The following is an 18,323-nucleotide window of genomic DNA, read 5'->3' on the forward strand; positions in this document are numbered from 1 at the left end:
TTACCGCCCACACCGAAACATTGCACGACCATGTCGCCCGCCAGGTCGCCCTCAACCCGTTCACCCCCCAGGAGCGGCTGATTGCCGGACAGCTCGCCGCTCATCTGGAGGACACTGGCTATCTTCAGGTAAACCTTTTCGATCTGGCCAGGACGTTAAACGTTCGGCAAGCTGATGTGGAACGGGTCATCGGAATCTTGCAGCAATTTGATCCGCCGGGCATTTTTGCGCGAACTCTCAGCGAATGCCTGGAGATTCAGCTGCGCCAGCAAGACCGGTTCGACCCGGCTATGGCAGCTTTGGTCGCCAATCTCGAGATGCTTGCACGGGGGGATTTTCAGGGATTGAAGCAGCGTTGCGGAGTCGACGAGGAGGATCTCCTCGACATGAGGAACGAAATCCGCGCGCTCGATCCCAAGCCTGGAGACCGGTTCCAGTCCGGGACGCCGGAAACCATCGTACCGGACGTCTGGGTAATGCCCAAGTCCGAAGGTGGATGGCGGGTGGAGCTTGATCCGGCCACGCTGCCCAAAGTGTTGATCAACCACACCTATGTCGCCGAAATCTCGCAGCTGACCAAGCAAAATCCGGAAGGCAAAGCGTTTCTCGACAATTGCCAGGAAAAAGGGAACTGGCTGATCAGCAGTCTCAAGCAGCGCGCTAAGACGATCCTTAAGGTTGCGACCGAAATCGTGCGCCAGCAGGATGCCTTTTTTACACACGGCGCCGCCCATCTGCGGCCTCTCTGTCTCAAAAATGTCGCTGACGAGATCGGCATGCACGAGTCGACGGTAAGCCGGGTGACTTCGAACAGGTACATGTTGACTCCGCGCGGGGTGTTCGAGCTGAAGTATTTTTTCGCTGCGCCAATCGCATCCTGCGAGGGCGGCGATGCGCACTCCGCCAAAGCTGTCTGCCATCGGATCAAGGCAATCATAGCCGAAGAATCGCTCGACAAGGTACATTCCGACGAAGACATCGTTGCTCAACTCAAGGAGACCGGCATCGATGTCGCTCGCCGTACCGTCACCAAATATCGCGAGGCGATGAACATCCCTTCCTCCATACGACGGCGCCGCGATAAGCGTTTGTCCGCAGCTGCGATCAAGCGAAGTGACTAACCGACATTCGTGGTCGGCGAGAGGCGACTCTCAACTTCCTCCGGGCCGAAGCAGCTTTCGAAGTCATGGCATTCCCCGCAACTGGGTGCTGTGCATGACGAAAAGCCTTCGGCCTCACACAGCTTGCGGTAAAAGTACTTTTTCCATTTCATGTTTTCTGTGTTGCCTGCCGCCAGCGCGGGAAAATGTCTGGCAAGCAGGCGGCTGAGCTCAGCGCGATTTGAGAGGCCAAGATCCCGCCAAAGATGGTCCATGCGCATCGCACGCCGGGCGATGATCTTGGCCAAGCGGGCGCTCGCCGGGTCGGCCGGCGCAGCATGCGCTAGCAGCAGCCGGCGTAGCAGTTCCTCTTCCAGTTCCGGCTCGGGCTCGCTCAACTCCTCCAAAGCGAATACGCTGCTGGAGGTAGACGGGAAAGTTGCGGCCAAGACATCACGCAATTCGACAGACGAAAGGCCTGTCCCCTCCGTCGCCAACACCTCGCCCGCCTGGACCTCCTCAAGCGAACGTGAATGTACGCAGGGCAGCACATGCTGATCGAAGCTCCTCCCTAGCTCGGACCCACGCCATTGCGCGCTGGATAGGCAGCCATCATCGTAACGGCCGGCTTCAGCTTCCGGCATGACAAAGCGCCTTGTTGACCGCAGGGATGATCTTGTCGCCCCAGAGCTCGATCTGGCGCAGCATCGTCTTTTGGTCGAAGTCGCCCAATTGAGTCTGAACTGCGATCTGGTCCGGTTTCAAGATATCGATCTCTTCCAGCAGGCGATCAATCACGCGATTTACGCTGCCAATCGGCAAATTTTTGCGCATGGTCTCGAAGGACAGATCCTGCTGGGTCGGTGTCTCCTGCAGCAGGTAGCCATCGTGGCTCTGTTGGCGACGCTGATGCAGGGCTTCAGAAAGCCGGCGCTGGAAGCGGGCATTGTCGAGATAGCTGTTGATCTCCAACTCGTCGTGGCTGGCATAGCAGCAGCGCAGCAGCGATATCTTGACGTCGGTGACGTTCTTTTCCTCGGATGCCGCCGCCCTCTCGACTGATTCACGCAGTGTGGTCAAAGTCTCTAAGCCGTCGTGGAAGGCTGTGACAAAAAAATTGTGCCCCTCGCGGTAGGCCCGAGCCATCCGTGCGGCTCCGCCAGCGATCCAGATAGGCGGCGTCGGCTGCTGGACTGTGCGGACCGAAATCGCTGTTGGGGGGATCTTCTCATACTGGCCGTCGTGTTCGAAGACGTTTTGGTTGAGGCCCTTGAGAATGATGTCCAGGTATTCCGAAAAGACGGCCGGCGCCTCATCGATGTCCACGCCGAACCGTTCGAACTCGAACTGCTGGTATCCCAAGCCTACGCCGAGCTCGAGACGGCCGTTCGCAACGATGTCGGCGAAGCCGATCTCGGACAGCAGGCGCTGCGGTTGGTAAAGCGGCAGCACGCAGACGGCAGTGCCCAGGCGAATCGTGCTTGTCAAGCCGCCGCAGTGCGCCACCATCATCAGCGGGGATGGTATGAGGCTGTAATTGTTGAAGTGGTGCTCAGCAAACCACGCGGTGTTGAACCCAGCCTGCTCCGAAGCGACGGCCTGTTCGATGGAGTTGCGGATGACGCTTTCTGAGGATTGGTGATAGCCACGCTGGGCGGCCAGAATGAAAGTGGCAAATTCCATGATTTCTCCTCGTTATAGACACGTCAGCCGACCGGGAATGTGCTCGGCATGCGCATGCTTGGATCTCAAGCACCTCAGGTGCGTCGTGGAGCCGAGGCTTCATAATGCTCGGCCGGTCGCCCTGCGAAGGCCTGGCAATTAACCTGCGGCCTCCGCAAAACATTCGTCATAGAGCTCGCTGGCGTTTCCCGCATCACCGAACGAGGTCCAGCCGCCGTCCACGTAGAGGATCGAGCCGTTGATGTATGAGGCGTCAGACGAAGCAAGGAAGAACGATGCATCTGCGACGTCTTCTGGCCGTCCCATCCTGCCCATGGGGATGCGTCGTCCGATTGCTGTCAGGTCGATGCGGCCGGCTTTGGCCAACTGAGCAAGTGCGGGCGTGCGGATGTGGCCAGGAGCGACGGTGGCTGTCCGAATTCCGACCGGCCCGAGTTCGGCCGCCATGCAACGGGTCAGCATATCCATCCCCGCCTTGGAGGCGCCGTAGGCATGGCGCGGCGCGAACGGCAGAAAGCTGTCGATCGACCCGAGATTGAGGATCACGCCGCCCGGGCGCATAGCCTTGATCGCTTCGCGCGCGCAGGTGAAGGCGCCGGTAAGGTTGACATCCAGGACGTGTTCGAGCTGTTTCGACAGTTGCTCGATCGCAGGCACAATCCTGTCGGCGGTATCAGCACTATTGACCAGAACATCGATATACCCGAAGCGTCCCCTCAGTTCTTCGAACATCGACACCACATCGCTCTCGACGGCCACGTCCAGCGATTTCGCCAGATGCTTGCCGGGGAGCGATGTAGCCAGCTCTGCCGCTGCAGTGCCATCTTTATCAGCAATCACGACGGTGTCGCCGTTCGCGGCAAAGCGGCGAGCGACGGCCGCGCCAATGCTTTTTGCGCCACCGGTGACGAGCACGATTCGCGCATCTGTGCATTCGGCCGGACAGGAGAGCTCGGCTTGGAGCGCACCATCCACCGGCGGGTGAGCATCCCCCGGCTGGTTGAATGACATCCAGCCTCCGTCGACTGCCAGCACCGAGCCGGTGATGTAGCGCGCCTGCGTGCTGCTCAGAAAACGCACGACCCTGGCGATCTCGTCGGGGCGAGCCAAGCGCCCCATCGGCACGCGGCGGCGTATCGCCGCGAGGTCCATTTTGCCAGCGCGTGCCAGTTCTGTGACCATTGGGGTGCGGACGGAGCCCGGCGCCACCGCCGTGACGCGGATTCCTCGCATAGCCCACTCGCATGCAAGGGACTTTGTCAACGAGATCACGCCAGCTTTCGAGGCTGCGTAGGCGTTGCGCCTGGGATTGCCGACCACGCCCGCCATCGAAGCCACATTGACGATCGCACCGCCCGGCTTCATGCGCCGCGCCGCTTCCCGGGCCATAACGAATGGCCCAATAAGGTTCACTGTCACGCCGCGTCGGAAGGTATCGACAGCGGTGTCGATGATCCTATCCATCGTGGGTCCAACCGCCGCATTGTTGATGAGGACATCGATTTGCGCGAACCGTGCTTCGACCTGGCCGAAAAGTGAGAGCATGTCCTTCTCTCGCGACACATCGCACTCCAGACCGACGTGCGGCGACCCGAGATCCCGAGCCAGTTCAACCACACCACTGCCCGGAAGGTCCACCGCAACTACAGTGTCTCCGTCCGCGGCAAGGATATCGACCAGGGCACGGCCGATCCCGCCCGCAGCGCCTGTGATGATTACGGTGCGTGCTGCCAGTTTCACGAGAGCTTCTCCACGATGACCGCTTGTGATCTCAGCCCATCAACCTTGGGCGGAATGAAGGGCCGAGCCAAATCGTTGCAGTGACCGCCAGTCGCGGCCCCACACAGATGTCGTTCCCGTAGGGCGCTCATCCTCCATTCCTACCCACTTATGCAGCTCCCAGTTGGGGACCCTCGACGCCATCTTGGTCGGTGGGGATGTGACCCTTGAGCAACTGGTAGATGGGATCGTCTGGATGTGGTGCTCCAATCGGCTGTCGCCGGCCGAACCTATCTGCCTCAAGAATCGCTGGCGGGATTTGCTCCTCAACCCAATCGTAGACGACTGTCCGTTCCGCAATTCGCCACTCGTCCTGCCTCTTCTGAAACAGATCGCAGTAACGGCCGCAAAGCAGCGTCTGACGTATTTCTTGGTCTGTATCCGGTCCGCGTTGCAGCGCGGTGAAATAGCTCTCGACCGCGGCCTCTGCTGAACTGATGAAGTCGATCAGGCTGTTCGTGATTTGATGGATGTTACGGTGCCCCGGCAGACCGAGAGCAAATTGGATGAAGTCCTCTGCCGGTCCGCAATAGGGACCGTGCCTGTCATACGCTTCGGGCCAGTATGCGCTACGCAGCGCCGCCTCATCGGCGCGGTCTATCCCGCGGCAGTACCGATACAGGCAGTTGCGGATCGCCTCTCGGTCACGCAGTTCGGTAATTTTCGCGTGGTCGACAGGGTCTGTCGCGAATTGTATGATTGTTTTGTCCTTCCCGATGCCAGTCTGCACTTTGCGTGTGTCTCTCTCTACAACTGAGTTAGCGGGGGGCTCGTCAACTTCCAGAGCTTGTTCGGGGCAGGCTCGTACCCCTTTTGAGGCAAGCAGTTGCTCCCCATCGGCAACATCAATATCACCGGGCAAGATGTAGCCGGCGTCATCAAGCTTGAAGACTCTCGGCGCCCGCGCCCAGCAGCGCGCATGACCCTGGCATCTGGCTTTATGTACGACGACACGCATAGCGAACTCCAATGTCGTTGGCTGAAACTTCAGGACCATTCCAGGATCAGATTCTCGATCCCGAACACATGGCCGCCGAAGGTGATAGGTTCAGTCCCTGTCTTGATCCGAAAGGCTGGGATGCGCGCCAGCCACTCCTCCAGGCCAATGACAATCTCCCGCCGGGCAAGGTGTGAGCCAAGACAACGATGGGGACCATAGCCAAAGGCAGCGTGCCGGTTGTCCTCGCGCGCCAGATCGATCTCATTCGGGCATTCGAATTCCGCCGGGTCACGATTGGCAATCATCGTGGCACAGGAAACATAATCTCCCTTGCGGATCGGCGCGCCTTTGAAGTCGACATCCTTCGTTGCCACTCGGATCATCTGAATGGTCGAATAGGCGCGCAGCAATTCTTCCGCAGCGACGGCAATCCGGTCAGGTTCGCTTCGTAGCAATTCCTGATCTTTGGGGTTGCGCGCGAGATGGGCCAAGTCGAAGCATATGGCTGCTGAGACCGTGTCGAGTCCCGCGACGAACACAAGCACGCCGATGCCACGGACTTCTTCGTCACTGAGCAGACGACCCTCGACCTTTGCCTTCACGATGAAGGTCATGAAATCATCGACCGGCTCCTTGCGGCGCTCGGTGGCAAGTTCGTCGATGAAGGCCACGATCGTCCGGGCTGCGGGTGGTCGTTGCTCCTTATCGCCGTGGAGCAGATCTCTAGCCCAGCCGACAAATGTTTCTAGTCCGTTGTCCGAAAGCCCAATAAAGCGAAGGAAGATATTGACCGCGAACGGAACTGCAAAATCCTTCATGATGTCGCAGCTCGTGCCTGATGCGGCGATCCTGTCGATCAGCTTGATCGCTCGTTCCCGGACAGCCGGCTCCAATGCCATTACCCGCTTTGGCGAAAGCAGCGGATTGAGCAGTGAGCGAAAAACACCGTGGAATGGCGGATCGAGCTCAAGCGGGATCATCGGCCAGCTCTCGCCGAGCACAGAGGCGAAGATGCTGCGATGGCTGGAAAACGTTTCGGTGTCCTGCAGCACCCGGCGCTGGTCGCTCGCGCGAGTGATGACCCAGGTACCCCGACCGTCGCGCGTGTTGCTGGTTGAATAAAAGATCGGAGGCCCGGCATGAACGCAAGCAACCGCTGCATGCGGATCCCCGTTAGCCGTCGGCAACATGCCGGGCGACGTAAACAGGTTGAAGTCCCTCACCATTTCGGGCGGGACATGATCTGGAACCGGCCGCGATTTAACCGCGCCAGAATCGAGAGACCGTTCATGAGATGCTGTCGGCATTTGCATGCAATCGTCGGTGCAAGCTCCGTGCCGAATTCGTCTTTCGATAATCCTTGCCGTTTGCTGGGCAACAGGTGGCGCCTGCGCTGACTTGCTGGTCGGGATTGCAACATTCTTGTCCAGCGTCGGACACAGAATGTAGAATGCTAGACAGCGACTTGGAGCAACTCAACTGGTGGGATCGCTAGCCGATCATGTGCCCGGGGAGCATCCAGTTCGAAAGCTTGCGCTAAGCGGCTTGGTGACTTGGCCGAGGTCACCAGGTGGAAACGACCAACACTTGGGGTGAGCCTAGTGGCGCTCCCCTCGATGATGTCTGGCGGGGTGGTTAGCCGCCTCCGTAGGACAAGATCAGTCTACACGAATGGACTATAGCCTCTCCTCGCATGCCTCATTGGCCGTCCTTCAGAGCCGGCCACACGAGCTTTTGTCTTTCAGCAGGGCGTTTTTCTCGCCAGCTACAGAGCCACACCGACGCCATTAATGAGCGTCCAGTCGACGGGTTGGATGGCCCTGTCCATCTTGCCCAGCACCTTGGCTTAGCATTTGCCGGTGCGGCGGAAGCCTTCAAGACGCAGTTCTTGACCTTCTCCAGATCAGCCTCGGATGGATATCGGCAAGGGTTCAGCTCGTCCTTTTGAACTTGCGCATCTTCGTGTTGGCCAACCCCAGGCCGCCCGACATATTTGCGGTCTATCCGGCACCTCAACTTCGAACAACCTTGCGGCAAGCTCTTGGGATAGCCCACGCTCGTGCCTCCACCACCCGCTCAGCAGAGCCAGATTTGTCGTTGATGGCACGGAACTTGCGGAGTCATTCGCAGATGCGTCACGGACCGAGAGTGTCGTCCCATGAATTCGATCACCAAAAAGGCCGCCCGACGTTGCTGGGACCGCCTGCAATTACCTTATCCCAGAATTGGGAGCAACGGCTTCAAAAGGGATAACTCATCACCTCAATTTTGTCGATCGCGCGGCCATCGAACCGCAGCCATCGATCAGACTTCCGCCTCGTTGCACTCATTGCGACCGCCTTGGTGCTTGCGACAACCGCTCAATTCTGGCTGCCAGGATAACCACATATGGCGACGGAACTTCCTGCTTCAAAGCAATATAGAGATCGTCGATCATCCCCCCATCAAGGCCTCGATCGAGGACACCGCGTTCGGCTTGCTTGGTTCGCAGTGAACAGACCGCACTTCGACGAATGCGATCGATGCGACCGCGCCGAGAACTCTCCCGCATTGTCGACGGTTGGGTCCGTCGGCCCTCCGATGAGGCCTCGGATGCGTCGGGCTCCGAGGCCTCGACTGATGCCGACTGGCCGCCGCCGGAAGGTCTCGCGGCTTTGATCCCCGGCGATGTAGCCACCCCTGCTGCAACAGCTCCTAGCCGGAGAACTCATTCATGACCGAATCGGCGACAGATTTAGTGGACGCGGCTTTGTTCGACCGAGATCGGCTTGACCCAGAAAGTCCCTATCAACGTTCTGGCCCTGCATGGGGTGCCATCATTTCGCTTTCCTTCGGCACCTTCGGGCTTGTGACGGCAGAGTTTCTGCCCGCCAGCGTTCTGACACCGCTCGCGCATGATCTCCGTATCACCACGGGCACGGCTGGACAGGCGCTAACAGCGGCCGCAATCGTCGCGGCGATCTCGGCACCGATAATCGCCATCGTGACAAAGCGTCTGGACCGCAGGGTCGTCATCTGGGCGATGACGCTCCTGCTGATCCTGTCGAACGTTCTGGCGGAGGTTGCGGGGTCGCTGCCGGTTTTGCTGGCGGCACGCGTCGTCCTTGGCATATCGCTTGGTGGTTTTTGGTCAATTTCGGCAGCGTTGGCGATGCGGCTGGTTCCAAGTCACCTCATGCCGCGCGCCATGTCGGTCATCCTCACCGGCGTTTCTGTCGCCTCCGTCTGCGCGGCTCCAATCGGCGCTTATGTCGGTGACATTTGGGGATGGCGAGCCTCGTTCAAGGTCGCCGCAATCGTGAGTGCCGTTGCGCTGCTCGTGCAACTCGTAACCATTCCGCCACTGCCTCCGATCGAAGTGCGCAGATTCCGCAGTCCGCTGGATGTCGCGAAGAATCCGGCGATGAAGGTTGCGGTGCTAGTCGTGCTATTGGTCGCTTCCGGCCATTTTGCCAGCTTCGCCTACATCCGCGCCTTTCTCGAGAGCGTTCCTGCGCTCGACAAGAAGTCAATCCCGCTCGTGTTCCTTGCTTTTGGCACGGCCGGCGTCTTCGGCAATTTAGCCGGCGCATTCCTCACCAAACACAGTCTCAAGGCGGTCGCGGCCCTGCCGCCCCTGCTCATTGCCGTAGCCGCTGTCTCGCTCCTGACCATGAGAGCATCGGCCTTGACCTCGGCAATTGCAGTTGCCGTATGGGGCTTTGCTTTTGGCGCGGTCCCGGTCGGATTGCAGACATGGATGGTGCTACGCGCCGCTCCGAAACAGGCCGAGAGCGCTGGTGTACTGATGGTCATAACCTTCCAAGTGGCCATCGCAGCCGGCACAACTTGCGGTGGCCTATTGGTGGATCACACGGGTATTGCCAGTGTCTTTGTCTACAGCGCGGTTGCCACGTTCCTCGCTGTCTTGACAGTATTTTTGCTCGGCCCGAACCGCAAAACCTGACCGCCTGGTGGGGAGTGACGGTCGGCGGCGTTCACGCTATTGTCACCTCTGAGCTCGGCCCAAAGGCCGCGGCTTCGTCGTAACCATGCGGTCGATGGGGCAGCGCCAAATTGCTTCCTGCTCATCGCGTTGCGATAATACAGCGCGCTTATTGCGTCATCGTGTCCCCGGTCTCGGCTTCAATGCCCGGCTACTGGCTGCGGAGGCAGATGGGCGCCGGCGTCCCACCGACGACGATCGGTCTTTTCTCATGTAGCTGTCGGGGAAACGAGGCAGGTTTTCCGCCAGAACCCGCCAGTCGTCGCGCTCGCGTTCGCCTTCCTTGCGCGCACCGAACAACTGGATGATGATCTTGCCGTCGGACCCATATGCTTCGAGCGAGGTGACGTGACTGTCATTGGTCGGCTTGCGCACGGCCCAAACCTCACGGATTTGGTGGGTCCTGAGATGCAGCCGGAACGTTTCGTCCAGCACATGGATGCACGGCCCGATCTGCTTGACCGACTTGATTAAGCCGGAATGGGTCTGGATAGAACCTCGGTTGCCGACGAAGCACATGATCGGCAATTCGTCTTCGGCCGCACGCTGGAGCACGGCGCCAACTGCGGCATTGTCGAGCAGCCAAGCGTAATCCTGGCCGACCATGCGCAAAGCCTGGCAGCGGCTGAGCTTGAGCGTCTTTAGAAGGTTGACGTCAGTCAGCCGGCTCCAGTACTCGCGTAGGTCGTCCACCGTGCCGGCCCAGTCCGCAGTCCTCGCGCCCAGGTCGGCTACTCTCGCCTTAAGCGACATGGTCGGCTCCTGGTTGGCGGATACGAGCTCGGCCACCAGCTTTCGATAGGCATGAAGGTTGGAGACCGGCCTGAGATGCACCTTATGCACTGCTGCGCCGGCGGCGTCGAAGAATTGCAAACTGCGCTGGATTCCGCCGCGATGGCGCCTTTCAACAGCGAAACCATACCTCCAAGCCTGCGGGAAGACGCGAAGGTCGAATTCGTCACCAAGGACCATGGCGTGATTGTTGCCGGTTATCACTCTGTTGAAGACGCCAATCTTTTCGTGCACGGCACCTTGATTGCGGGTCAGCGCCGTCACTTCGCCCACGAATTCGAGGCCCGTCAGAAGGTGATTGACGCGCGGGTCGATGCGTGCCGCGCCGAAACCGCAATGGGCCGCGACCAGTTCCGCTTCCGAAATGGCCAATTGGGCGGCGAAATCACGCGCGGGAATGTTCGGACAGACTTCCCACGCACGCCGGATTTCGTTGGGCGACCGCTTCTTGCGCTGATCCATGTTTTTACCCCTGCCCCGTTCTTCTTTTGACGATCGATCGAAAAACGGGCCTCAGGGATGTGCACGGCGGACGCGATCGATCGTCAGGCACATGCCAGTCGAATCCTGTCTCCGGGCGGTCAGCGGCCAATCGCCGGTAGCGAGCGATTGTTGGGTGGTCGGCGCCAATCGGCCGATCGAGCATTCGGGTACCACCGGCGGTGCTGCTTTCCCACCAAGGCGGGTCTGATGGATCATATTGCTTTCCTTCGTTCTTCGATTGCGAGGGCAACCCAAAGGTGAATCGGCCGGCAATTTTGCCGCCGCAACGAAGGCTTCACAAAAATCGTGCCAGTTGCTCCGCGGCAAGCTCTGAACATCTTTGGCTCTGTTCATTGCTTTACGCGTGAGTGCATCGCGAACTCAGGCGCCCTTCCTGTGACGCGGACGCGACAAACCCGACAGTAAGTGTCGGTTGTCGGACGTCTCCCCAGCAATCGAGCATAAGAGACGTCGGGATGTCCTACGGTTTTTGACACGTCTTCCCTTTGGCACGGTCCATGCGAGATGATCCACGAAAACGCCGGACCGAGGAGAAATCGAGCCATGATTACGCTCACCGACAACGCTGTTGCCGCCATCAAGGCCGCTCTTTACCGCGCCAGCGAGCCGGCGGAAGGATTTCGCATCATGGTCCATGCCGGCGGCTGCGCCGGCTTCCAATACTCAATGGGCCTGGAGAGCGTCTCACGTGAGGGCGATGCGATCATCGAGCGAGATGGGCTCAAGGTGTTCATGGATAGAGGCTCCCAACCCCATGCCGCCGGCATGACCGTGGACTTCGTCACTGGGCTCGAAACATCCGGCTTTGTTTTCGATAACCCCAATGCGCGTGAGACGTGCGGCTGCGGCAAGTCCTGCAAATGATTGCGAGGGAACAGGCTATGTTCGACTATAGCGACGCCAAGGAATACTGCGTCGAACCGGTAACCGCCGGCGCTCTGGAACCGGCCGACACGCACTGTCGGCCCGGAACAATTGCGTTCGGTGATGCACCAAATCGCGATCATCGATCGTTGCCGTGGGCAAGCAAACAAAATTGCCCGAAACAGCTGAATTCCCGGCGGATGCCGCCACCAAAGGGCAATGTCGACAGCGACCGGTCAGCCAAGCCATCGCTCCCCCGGCCGCCCACCTTACCAGATACGATATGCGCCAGAGGTTCAATGGCCCGACTACCCTTGAATCATTTCAGCAGTTGAAGGATCACTCCCATGAACCCTGTCTATCTCGACAACAACGCAACGACGCGGGTTGATCCTGCAGTCGTTGGAGCGATGTTGCCTTTCTTTACGGAGCAATTTGGCAATCATTCGTCCATGCACGCCTATGGCGCATCGGTTGCTGAAGCCGTGAGAAAGGCGAGGCAACAGTTGCAAGCCCTCATCGGCGCGGGATTCGAGGACGAGATCATCTTCACCTCGGGCGGGACTGAAAGCGACAGTACAGCCATCCTTTCGGCGCTGGAGGTGATGCCCGACCGAACGGAAATAGTGACTTCCGCGGTTGAACATCCGGCCGTTCTGAAGTTGTGCGCGCACCTTGAGAAGACGCGCGGCGTCAAGGTGCACATTATCCCAGTCGATCACTACGGCCGGCTCGACCTGGACGCCTACAGAACCGCCCTCACCCCACAAGTGGCAATCGTCTCGATAATGTGGGCGAACAATGAGACCGGTACGATCTTTCCCGTGGTTAAGCTTGCCGATCTAGCCAGGGAAGTCGGCGCGCTTTTCCACACTGATGCAGTGCAGGCGGTCGGAAGGCTTCCGATTGAGCTGAAATCGACCGCGATCGACATGCTGTCGCTCTCCGCCCACAAGCTGCATGGTCCAAAGGGGATAGGCGCGCTTTATGTAAGACGTGGCGTGCGCTTCTCCTCCATGATCAAGGGTGGGCACCAAGAGCGCGACCGGCGTGCAGGCACTGAAAACACACCCGGCATAGTCGGACTGGGCATGGCGGCCGAACTCGCCTTGAAATTCATGGACGAGACAAAACGAATAAAATGGTTGCGCGACCGCCTTGAGAACGGGATCATCCAGCGCATCCCAAACACATCCATCAACGGCGATCCGCAAGAGCGATTGCCAAACACTGCAAACATTGGATTCGAAGGTATCGAAGGCGATGCAATTCCAATTGTCCTGAGCCGGCTGGGAATCGCCTGTTCCGCCGGGTCCGCCTGTGCCTCTGGCTCACTGGAACCGAGCCATGTTCTGATCGCTATGAACGCGGCATGTGGGGCAGTCCGCTTCTCCTTGTCGCGTGACAACGGCGAAGATGACGTAGACCGCGTGCTTGAGGTCCTGCCTGCGATCACCGAGAAGCTACGGGCCGTTCCCAGTGCTGGACTGTGCGGGCGAGGTGCAGAACAGCTTCATTCCGGCCCGGGTCCGAGCGGCACAATAGCCGACGAGCCGTGAGGTCTTCCTCAACGTGACGACCCTGCGCAAGGAGAGCAGTTAAACTCGGGGTCGCCTTCACCACTTCAGAAAAGCTTGAGATCGCCAAGTCTCTTGCCCAGCCGCCGTGCCAGAGGTCGGCACGCCGTCAGCAATGTCACCAATGCATCGACACCACAATTTCGCGCCGGGAGAATACAATGAACTGCTCCGCTGATAGCCGCCCGATCGATCGCACCGATATCCTAGCGCGACTGAAGGGCCTGTCGGCCGCGGAGGACTTCTTCGCCTGCCTTGACGTCTCCTACGACCCGAAAGTGATGAATGTCTCGCGGCTCCATATCATGAAGCGCGTGGGCCAATACCTTGCCGAAGAAGATTTCTCCGGTCTGCCTAACCAGGTAATCGCCGCGCGGGTGCGCGCCAAGCTGGAACGCGCCTACGAAGATTTCGCGACTTCCTCGCCGCTCACGCAACGTGTGTTCAAGGTGCTAAGGGACCACGATCCAAACATATGTCCCGCACCTGGCCGCGCCTTCGTCCCGCTCGACTCTGCACTGAAGCGGTTCGGAAAGTAATGAGCCCGACACGGCTGCGACGCGACAATGTCGAGAAGTCGACAAATCCAGTCCTCATGACGCCTCCTCGGAAGCAAACGAAGCCACCTTCTGGAATAGAGGCAGGAAGACGACTTGGCATGAACGATGCAGGCAATGAGGTGAACCGCCAAGCACGAATCCGGACTGGGAGCTTAGAGAAACCGCCAATGCATATCGTAGTCTGCATCAAGCAGGTGCCGGATTCGGCACAGATCCGCGTGCACCCGGTGACGAACACGATCATGCGTCAGGGTGTTCCGACCATCATCAATCCTTACGACCTGTTCGCCCTCGAAGAAGCGCTCAAACTGCGCGACGTTCATGGTGGCGAGGTTACTGTGCTCACAATGGGTCCGCCCATGGCGGAGGACTCGCTGCGAAAGGCGCTCGGTTACGGTGCTGACCGAGCAGTTCTCTTGACGGACCGCTATTTTGCCGGATCCGATACGCTGGCGACTTCCTTTGCTCTTTCGCAAGCAATCGCAAAAATTGGGGAGACTTTCGGCAGGCCGGACATCGTCTTCACCGGCAAGCAGACGATTGACGGCGATACCGCCCAGGTCGGACCGGGCATAGCCAAGCGCCTAGATTTATCGCAACTTACCTATGTCGCGAAGATTGCCTCCATCGATCTCGATACGCGAGAGATCGAAGTCGCTCGTCGCGCCGAAGGCGGCACCCAGTTGCTGAAGAGCAGACTCCCTTGCCTCATTACCATGCTGGAAGACACCAACGAAATCCGCCGGGGCTCGCTCCAGCAGGCTCTGTGCGCGGCGCGCAGCCAAGTCGTGAAGTGGACTGCAGCCGACGCCGGCATTGACGATCTCACCCGGTGCGGTCTGCGTGGCTCGCCTACAGTCGTCAAGCGTGTTTTCGCCCCCACCGCACGGGCAGAAAGGGCGGCGCAGATCGACACCGCGGAAAGGGGCTTGCAGGACATAGCCGATGAACTCATCGCCGATATCTTAACCCGCCGGCCGGCGCTGGAACATGAGCTGGCCTTCAACAGCGGCACGTGACGGCCAGGAGCAGAAAATGTCGACCGCAAGCCAAACTACCCCTCGCATTGCCCCCGGCCGTGCCGGTGTAAAGAAAGAACTTCCCGACCGTTTCAAAGACTACCGGCACGTGTGGGTCTTCCTCGAGCTCGAACGCGGCAATGTGCATCCTGTATCATTCGAACTGCTGGGCGAAGGCCGCAAATTAGCCGACAAGCTTGAAGTCCAGCTCGCGGGCGTCGTGCTGGGACCGCCGGGCGAGATGGTCGAGGACGCTGTTGCCGAGGCCTTCGCTTACGGGGCGGATCTTGTCTACATCGTCGATGCGCCGCCGCTCGCCGACTACCGGAACGAGCCGTTCGCCAAGGCGCTCACGGATCTGGTCAATACCCATAAACCCGAAATCCTCCTTCTCGGCGCGACCACACTGGGCAGGGATCTTGCAGGCTCGGTAGCGACGACCCTGCAGACGGGGCTCACGGCCGACTGCACCGAACTTGATGTAGATTCCGACGGTTCACTCGCCGCGACCCGTCCGACTTTTGGTGGCTCATTGTTGTGTACGATCTATACACTAAATTACCGGCCGCAAATGGCGACGGTGCGACCAAGGGTCATGCCTATGCCGCAACGGGTGGATAAGCCGGTCGGGCGTGTCATGCGGCACAAGCTGTCGCTCGTTGAGGACGATATCGTCACCAAAGTCCTCGGCTTCCTACCGGATAACCAGTCGGCAATGGCAAATCTTGCCTATGCGGATGTCGTGGTTGCGGGAGGCCTCGGTCTCGGAGCGGCGGAGAACCTTCAGCTTGTGAAGAATCTTGCCCGAGCGATCGGCGCCGAGCATGGCTGTTCGCGCCCCTTGGTCCAGAAGGGCTGGATGCCGGCTGATCGACAGATTGGACAAACTGGCAAGACCATTCGACCGAAGCTTTACATCGCGGCCGGAATTTCCGGCGCCATCCAGCACCGAGTTGGGGTCGAGGGGGCCGATCTCATCGTCGCGATCAACACCGATCCGAACGCGCCGATTTTCGAGTTCGCCCACCTCGGGATCGTCACGGATGCAATCCGCTTCCTGCCCGCACTGACGGAAGCCTTCACCCGGCGGCTGTCGCCGCACAGTCGAGACAAGCTTGCGAGTTGAGGGAGAGGACATGATTGAACAATTCGATGCCATTGTGGTCGGAGCCGGCATGTCTGGAAACGCAGCTGCTTACACTTTGGCAAGCCAGGGGCTGAAGGTCCTGCAGTTGGAGCGCGGGGAATATCCGGGCTCTAAGAACGTCCAGGGTGCCATAATGTACGCGAACATGCTGGAGAAGATCATCCCGGACTTCCGGGATGATGCGCCCCTCGAGCGGCACCTGGTCGAACAGCGACTTTGGGTGATGGACGACACGTCTCACACCGGAATTCATTACCGGTCGGACGACTTCAATGAGGCGAAACCCAACCGCTACACGATCATCCGCGCCCAGTTCGACAAATGGTTTTCCCGCAAGGTGCGCGAGGCTGGCGCGACGGTCCTGTGTGAGACGACCGCGACGGAACTCGTCCGTGATGGCAATGGCAAGGTGATCGGCGTCCGCACAGACCGGGCTGGCGGAGTGGTCTTCGCGAATGTGGTCGTTCTCGCAGAAGGGGTGTCGGGATTGCTTGGCACTCGCGCAGGCCTGCGCGAGATGCCGAAGCCGGAGACCGTGGCGATTGCCGTCAAGGAAATGCATTTCTTGCCCGAAGAGGTCATTGGCCAGCGGTTCGGGGTGAAGGGCGATGAAGGCTGCGTAATCGAGGCCGTGGGCACGATCTCTCGCAGCATGGCCGGGCTCGGCTTCCTTTACACCAATAAGGAGTCGATTTCACTCGGCATCGGCTGCCTGGTCTCGGATTTCGCCGCGACGATGGAGAGCCCGTCCGCCCTCCTGGATGCGATGAAAAACCATCCTTCGATCCGGCCGCTGATCGCTGGCTCGGAGGTGAAAGAATATGCCGCCCATCTTATCCCCGAAGGTGGTTACAGGGCCATTCCGCAGCTATTCGGCGACGGTTGGGTCATCGTCGGCGACGCAGCGCAACTGAACAATGCCATTCACCGTGAGGGTTCGAACCTTGCCATGACCTCGGGTCGTGTCGCGGCTGAGGCGATCATCAAAGTCAAAAGCCGCAACGGTCCTATGACCAAAGCGAACCTTGCGCTCTACAAGACGATGCTGGATGACTCCTTTGTGATCAAGGATCTTAAGAAATACAAGGACATGCCAGCCTTACTCCACACCAATTCCAGCAACTTTTTTGACAGCTATCCGCGGTTGATGTCGCATGCCGCTCAGACCTTCATGCGTGTCGACGGCACGCCGAAGATCGAGAAGGAAAAGAACACCACGGCCGCCTTCATCAACGCGCGCTCGCGCTGGGGGTTGGTCAGCGACGCGGTCCGCCTGGCATTGGCATGGCGCTGAAGAGGGTACAAGATGACGATCGCAGTGACGAAGGTTCGTGTCGAGGACAAACTTTACCAGAACCGCTATCTGGTCGATTCCGGCCGCCCCCATATCATAGTGCGACCGCACGACAAGCCAAGCGCGAACTTGCTTGCGTTGACCTACGTCTGTCCGGCGAAATGCTATGAGTTGAATGACAAGGGTCAAGTCGAGATCACCGCCGACGGCTGCATGGAATGCGGCACCTGCCGGATATTGTGCGAGAAAGGCGGCGACATCGAGTGGAACTATCCGCGCGGCGGCTTTGGTGTCCTGTTCAAGTTCGGATGATCAGCCGGTGCCAAGAGCATGCCGGCAGCGAGCAACTGCGGCACACCATGAGCCTCTCCATCCACTTGCAAAGAGCTAGTGAATATTGGGTTTCGCAATTCAAGTTTCCTCGACTTGGTAGGGGTATCCTCAGGCCACGGGGCGCCTGTGCCGGACTTACCACCGGTAACGTGGTCGAGCCCCTTTGGACAATGTCCGGCCATCGTGCCGGATGGCAGCCACAACGGCCGGTGAGCAAATGGAACGGCACAATCCATGATAAAGACGTATGTGCTAGTGCATGGTGCCTGGCATGGCGGATGGTGTTGGCGGGACGTCGCCGCCAATCTTCGCAAGATGGGATGCCACGTGACCACGCCTACCCAGACAGGTGTCGGCGAACGCGCACGTTTGCTGTGCAAGGACATCACGCCCGACACATTCGTGACCGACATCGTCAACCACATTGTAACGGAAGAGCTGAGCGATGTGATCCTTGTCGGTCACAGTCTAGGCGGCATCAGCATCACCGGCGCCGCCGACCGGATACCCGACCATATCAGCCATCTCGTTTATCTCGACGGCGCCATCGTCGAGAGCGGTCAAAGTGTATTCAGCACCATGCCCCCCGACATCGTCGCCGCCCGTCGAAAATTGGTTGCGGAGGAAGGACGGGGTATCTTCATGCCGACTCCGCCGCCAACAGCATTCGGCACTCCCGAGGGACACTCGCTCACGGACTGGGTGCGGCGCCGGATAACACCGCATCCGGCAGGCACCTACGAAAG

At 59.3% G+C, this 18,323-nt stretch carries 16 protein-coding genes and 2 pseudogenes; 10 read left to right on the plus strand and 8 right to left on the minus strand.

All coding sequences use genetic code 11. The features are described 5' to 3' along the window. The coding region (rpoN, locus tag ENZ74_RS03975) for an RNA polymerase factor sigma-54 (protein WP_127312669.1) at positions 1-1,121 on the plus strand (1,121 nt) is incomplete at its 5' end. Here the strand turns inward: rpoN and ENZ74_RS03980 are convergent. From ENZ74_RS03980 to ENZ74_RS04000, 6 genes and pseudogenes are all read right to left on the minus strand, one after another. Then, positions 1,118-1,744, minus strand: coding sequence for a nitrogen fixation protein NifQ (locus ENZ74_RS03980; RefSeq protein WP_063169382.1), 627 nt, complete (start codon positions 1,742-1,744; stop codon positions 1,118-1,120). The two genes, rpoN and ENZ74_RS03980, sit on opposite strands and share 4 nt — an antisense overlap. Next, positions 1,731-2,783: an LLM class flavin-dependent oxidoreductase gene (locus ENZ74_RS03985; protein WP_063169383.1), complete on the minus strand. Its 1,053-nt coding sequence runs from the start codon at positions 2,781-2,783 to the stop codon at positions 1,731-1,733. Before ENZ74_RS03985 ends, ENZ74_RS03980 begins: the two co-directional genes overlap by 14 nt. Before the next feature lie 138 nt (positions 2,784-2,921). Further along, positions 2,922-4,523, minus strand: a complete 1,602-nt coding sequence (locus ENZ74_RS03990) for an SDR family oxidoreductase (RefSeq protein WP_063169384.1) — start codon at positions 4,521-4,523, stop codon at positions 2,922-2,924. A 148-nt stretch (positions 4,524-4,671) separates the two neighbouring features. Continuing rightward, positions 4,672-5,259 carry a nuclear transport factor 2 family protein gene (locus tag ENZ74_RS03995; protein WP_050580531.1) on the minus strand — a complete coding sequence of 196 codons (588 nt, stop codon included), beginning with the start codon at positions 5,257-5,259 and terminating at the stop codon, positions 4,672-4,674. A 138-nt stretch (positions 5,260-5,397) separates the two neighbouring features. Beyond that, a pseudogene (locus ENZ74_RS34930) lies at positions 5,398-5,559 on the minus strand (ferredoxin); the annotation flags it as partial. Next, positions 5,550-6,728, minus strand: a complete 1,179-nt coding sequence (locus ENZ74_RS04000) for a cytochrome P450 (RefSeq protein ID WP_063169385.1) — start codon at positions 6,726-6,728, stop codon at positions 5,550-5,552. The pseudogene ENZ74_RS34930 and the gene ENZ74_RS04000, both read right to left, overlap by 10 nt. 1,487 nt (positions 6,729-8,215) lie before the next feature. Between ENZ74_RS04000 and ENZ74_RS04005 the strand changes: the two genes are divergently transcribed. After that, positions 8,216-9,448, plus strand: a complete 1,233-nt coding sequence (locus ENZ74_RS04005) for an MFS transporter (protein WP_063169386.1) — start codon at positions 8,216-8,218, stop codon at positions 9,446-9,448. A 261-nt stretch (positions 9,449-9,709) separates the two neighbouring features. On the opposite strand, the pseudogene ENZ74_RS04010 reads toward ENZ74_RS04005, so the two are convergent. Both ENZ74_RS04010 and ENZ74_RS04015 read right to left on the minus strand, forming a co-directional pair. Continuing rightward, a pseudogene (locus ENZ74_RS04010) lies at positions 9,710-10,741 on the minus strand (ChuX/HutX family heme-like substrate-binding protein); the annotation flags it as partial. Positions 10,742-10,792: 51 nt separating this feature from the next. Further along, positions 10,793-11,116, minus strand: a complete 324-nt coding sequence (locus tag ENZ74_RS04015) for a hypothetical protein (RefSeq protein WP_126066777.1) — start codon at positions 11,114-11,116, stop codon at positions 10,793-10,795. A gap of 210 nt (positions 11,117-11,326) precedes the next feature. Between ENZ74_RS04015 and ENZ74_RS04020 the strand changes: the two genes are divergently transcribed. The 8 genes from ENZ74_RS04020 to ENZ74_RS04055 all read left to right on the plus strand — a co-directional run. Further along, a complete protein-coding gene (locus tag ENZ74_RS04020) occupies positions 11,327-11,647 on the plus strand; it encodes an iron-sulfur cluster assembly accessory protein (RefSeq protein WP_029356570.1) in 321 nt (106 codons plus the stop codon). A 347-nt stretch (positions 11,648-11,994) separates the two neighbouring features. Then, the gene (gene nifS / locus ENZ74_RS04025) at positions 11,995-13,206 is read left to right on the plus strand and encodes a cysteine desulfurase NifS (RefSeq protein ID WP_063169388.1); all 1,212 of its coding nucleotides are present in this window, start codon (positions 11,995-11,997) and stop codon (positions 13,204-13,206) included. Between the two features lie 179 nt (positions 13,207-13,385). Next, positions 13,386-13,763: a nitrogenase stabilizing/protective protein NifW gene (gene nifW, locus ENZ74_RS04030; protein ID WP_063169389.1), complete on the plus strand. Its 378-nt coding sequence runs from the start codon at positions 13,386-13,388 to the stop codon at positions 13,761-13,763. 188 nt (positions 13,764-13,951) lie between these two features. Then, positions 13,952-14,803 carry an electron transfer flavoprotein subunit beta/FixA family protein gene (locus ENZ74_RS04035; protein WP_063169390.1) on the plus strand — a complete coding sequence of 284 codons (852 nt, stop codon included), beginning with the start codon at positions 13,952-13,954 and terminating at the stop codon, positions 14,801-14,803. 16 nt (positions 14,804-14,819) lie between these two features. Beyond that, positions 14,820-15,929: an electron transfer flavoprotein subunit alpha/FixB family protein gene (locus ENZ74_RS04040; protein WP_024505237.1), complete on the plus strand. Its 1,110-nt coding sequence runs from the start codon at positions 14,820-14,822 to the stop codon at positions 15,927-15,929. 10 nt (positions 15,930-15,939) lie between these two features. Continuing rightward, on the plus strand, positions 15,940-17,244 hold the full coding sequence (locus ENZ74_RS04045; RefSeq protein ID WP_063169391.1) for an FAD-binding protein: 1,305 nt from the start codon (positions 15,940-15,942) through the stop codon (positions 17,242-17,244). A gap of 12 nt (positions 17,245-17,256) precedes the next feature. After that, positions 17,257-17,556 carry a ferredoxin family protein gene (locus ENZ74_RS04050; protein WP_024505235.1) on the plus strand — a complete coding sequence of 100 codons (300 nt, stop codon included), beginning with the start codon at positions 17,257-17,259 and terminating at the stop codon, positions 17,554-17,556. Positions 17,557-17,811: 255 nt separating this feature from the next. Continuing rightward, on the plus strand, positions 17,812-18,323 hold a 512-nt coding region (locus ENZ74_RS04055; RefSeq protein ID WP_127312670.1), incomplete at its 3' end, for an alpha/beta fold hydrolase.

The sequence above is a fragment of the Mesorhizobium sp. M7A.F.Ca.CA.002.15.2.1 genome (assembly GCF_003998715.1).
In the GTDB taxonomy this organism is placed as follows: Bacteria; Pseudomonadota; Alphaproteobacteria; order Rhizobiales; family Rhizobiaceae; genus Mesorhizobium; species Mesorhizobium ciceri.

Excerpts from the sequence above, each read along its gene's own strand:
- ENZ74_RS03980 (WP_063169382.1), bottom strand. The coding sequence starts at position 1,744 with ATGCCGGAAGCTGAAGCCGGCCGTTACGATGATGGCTGCCTATCCAGC.
- ENZ74_RS03985 (WP_063169383.1), bottom strand. The coding sequence starts at position 2,783 with ATGGAATTTGCCACTTTCATTCTGGCCGCCCAGCGTGGCTATCACCAA.
- ENZ74_RS04000 (WP_063169385.1), bottom strand. The coding sequence starts at position 6,728 with ATGGTGAGGGACTTCAACCTGTTTACGTCGCCCGGCATGTTGCCGACG.
- ENZ74_RS04005 (WP_063169386.1), top strand. The coding sequence starts at position 8,216 with ATGACCGAATCGGCGACAGATTTAGTGGACGCGGCTTTGTTCGACCGA.
- ENZ74_RS04015 (WP_126066777.1), bottom strand. The coding sequence starts at position 11,116 with ATGAACAGAGCCAAAGATGTTCAGAGCTTGCCGCGGAGCAACTGGCAC.
- ENZ74_RS04020 (WP_029356570.1), top strand. The coding sequence starts at position 11,327 with ATGATTACGCTCACCGACAACGCTGTTGCCGCCATCAAGGCCGCTCTT.
- nifS (WP_063169388.1), top strand. The coding sequence starts at position 11,995 with ATGAACCCTGTCTATCTCGACAACAACGCAACGACGCGGGTTGATCCT.
- nifW (WP_063169389.1), top strand. The coding sequence starts at position 13,386 with ATGAACTGCTCCGCTGATAGCCGCCCGATCGATCGCACCGATATCCTA.
- ENZ74_RS04035 (WP_063169390.1), top strand. The coding sequence starts at position 13,952 with ATGCATATCGTAGTCTGCATCAAGCAGGTGCCGGATTCGGCACAGATC.
- ENZ74_RS04040 (WP_024505237.1), top strand. The coding sequence starts at position 14,820 with ATGTCGACCGCAAGCCAAACTACCCCTCGCATTGCCCCCGGCCGTGCC.
- ENZ74_RS04045 (WP_063169391.1), top strand. The coding sequence starts at position 15,940 with ATGATTGAACAATTCGATGCCATTGTGGTCGGAGCCGGCATGTCTGGA.
- ENZ74_RS04050 (WP_024505235.1), top strand. The coding sequence starts at position 17,257 with ATGACGATCGCAGTGACGAAGGTTCGTGTCGAGGACAAACTTTACCAG.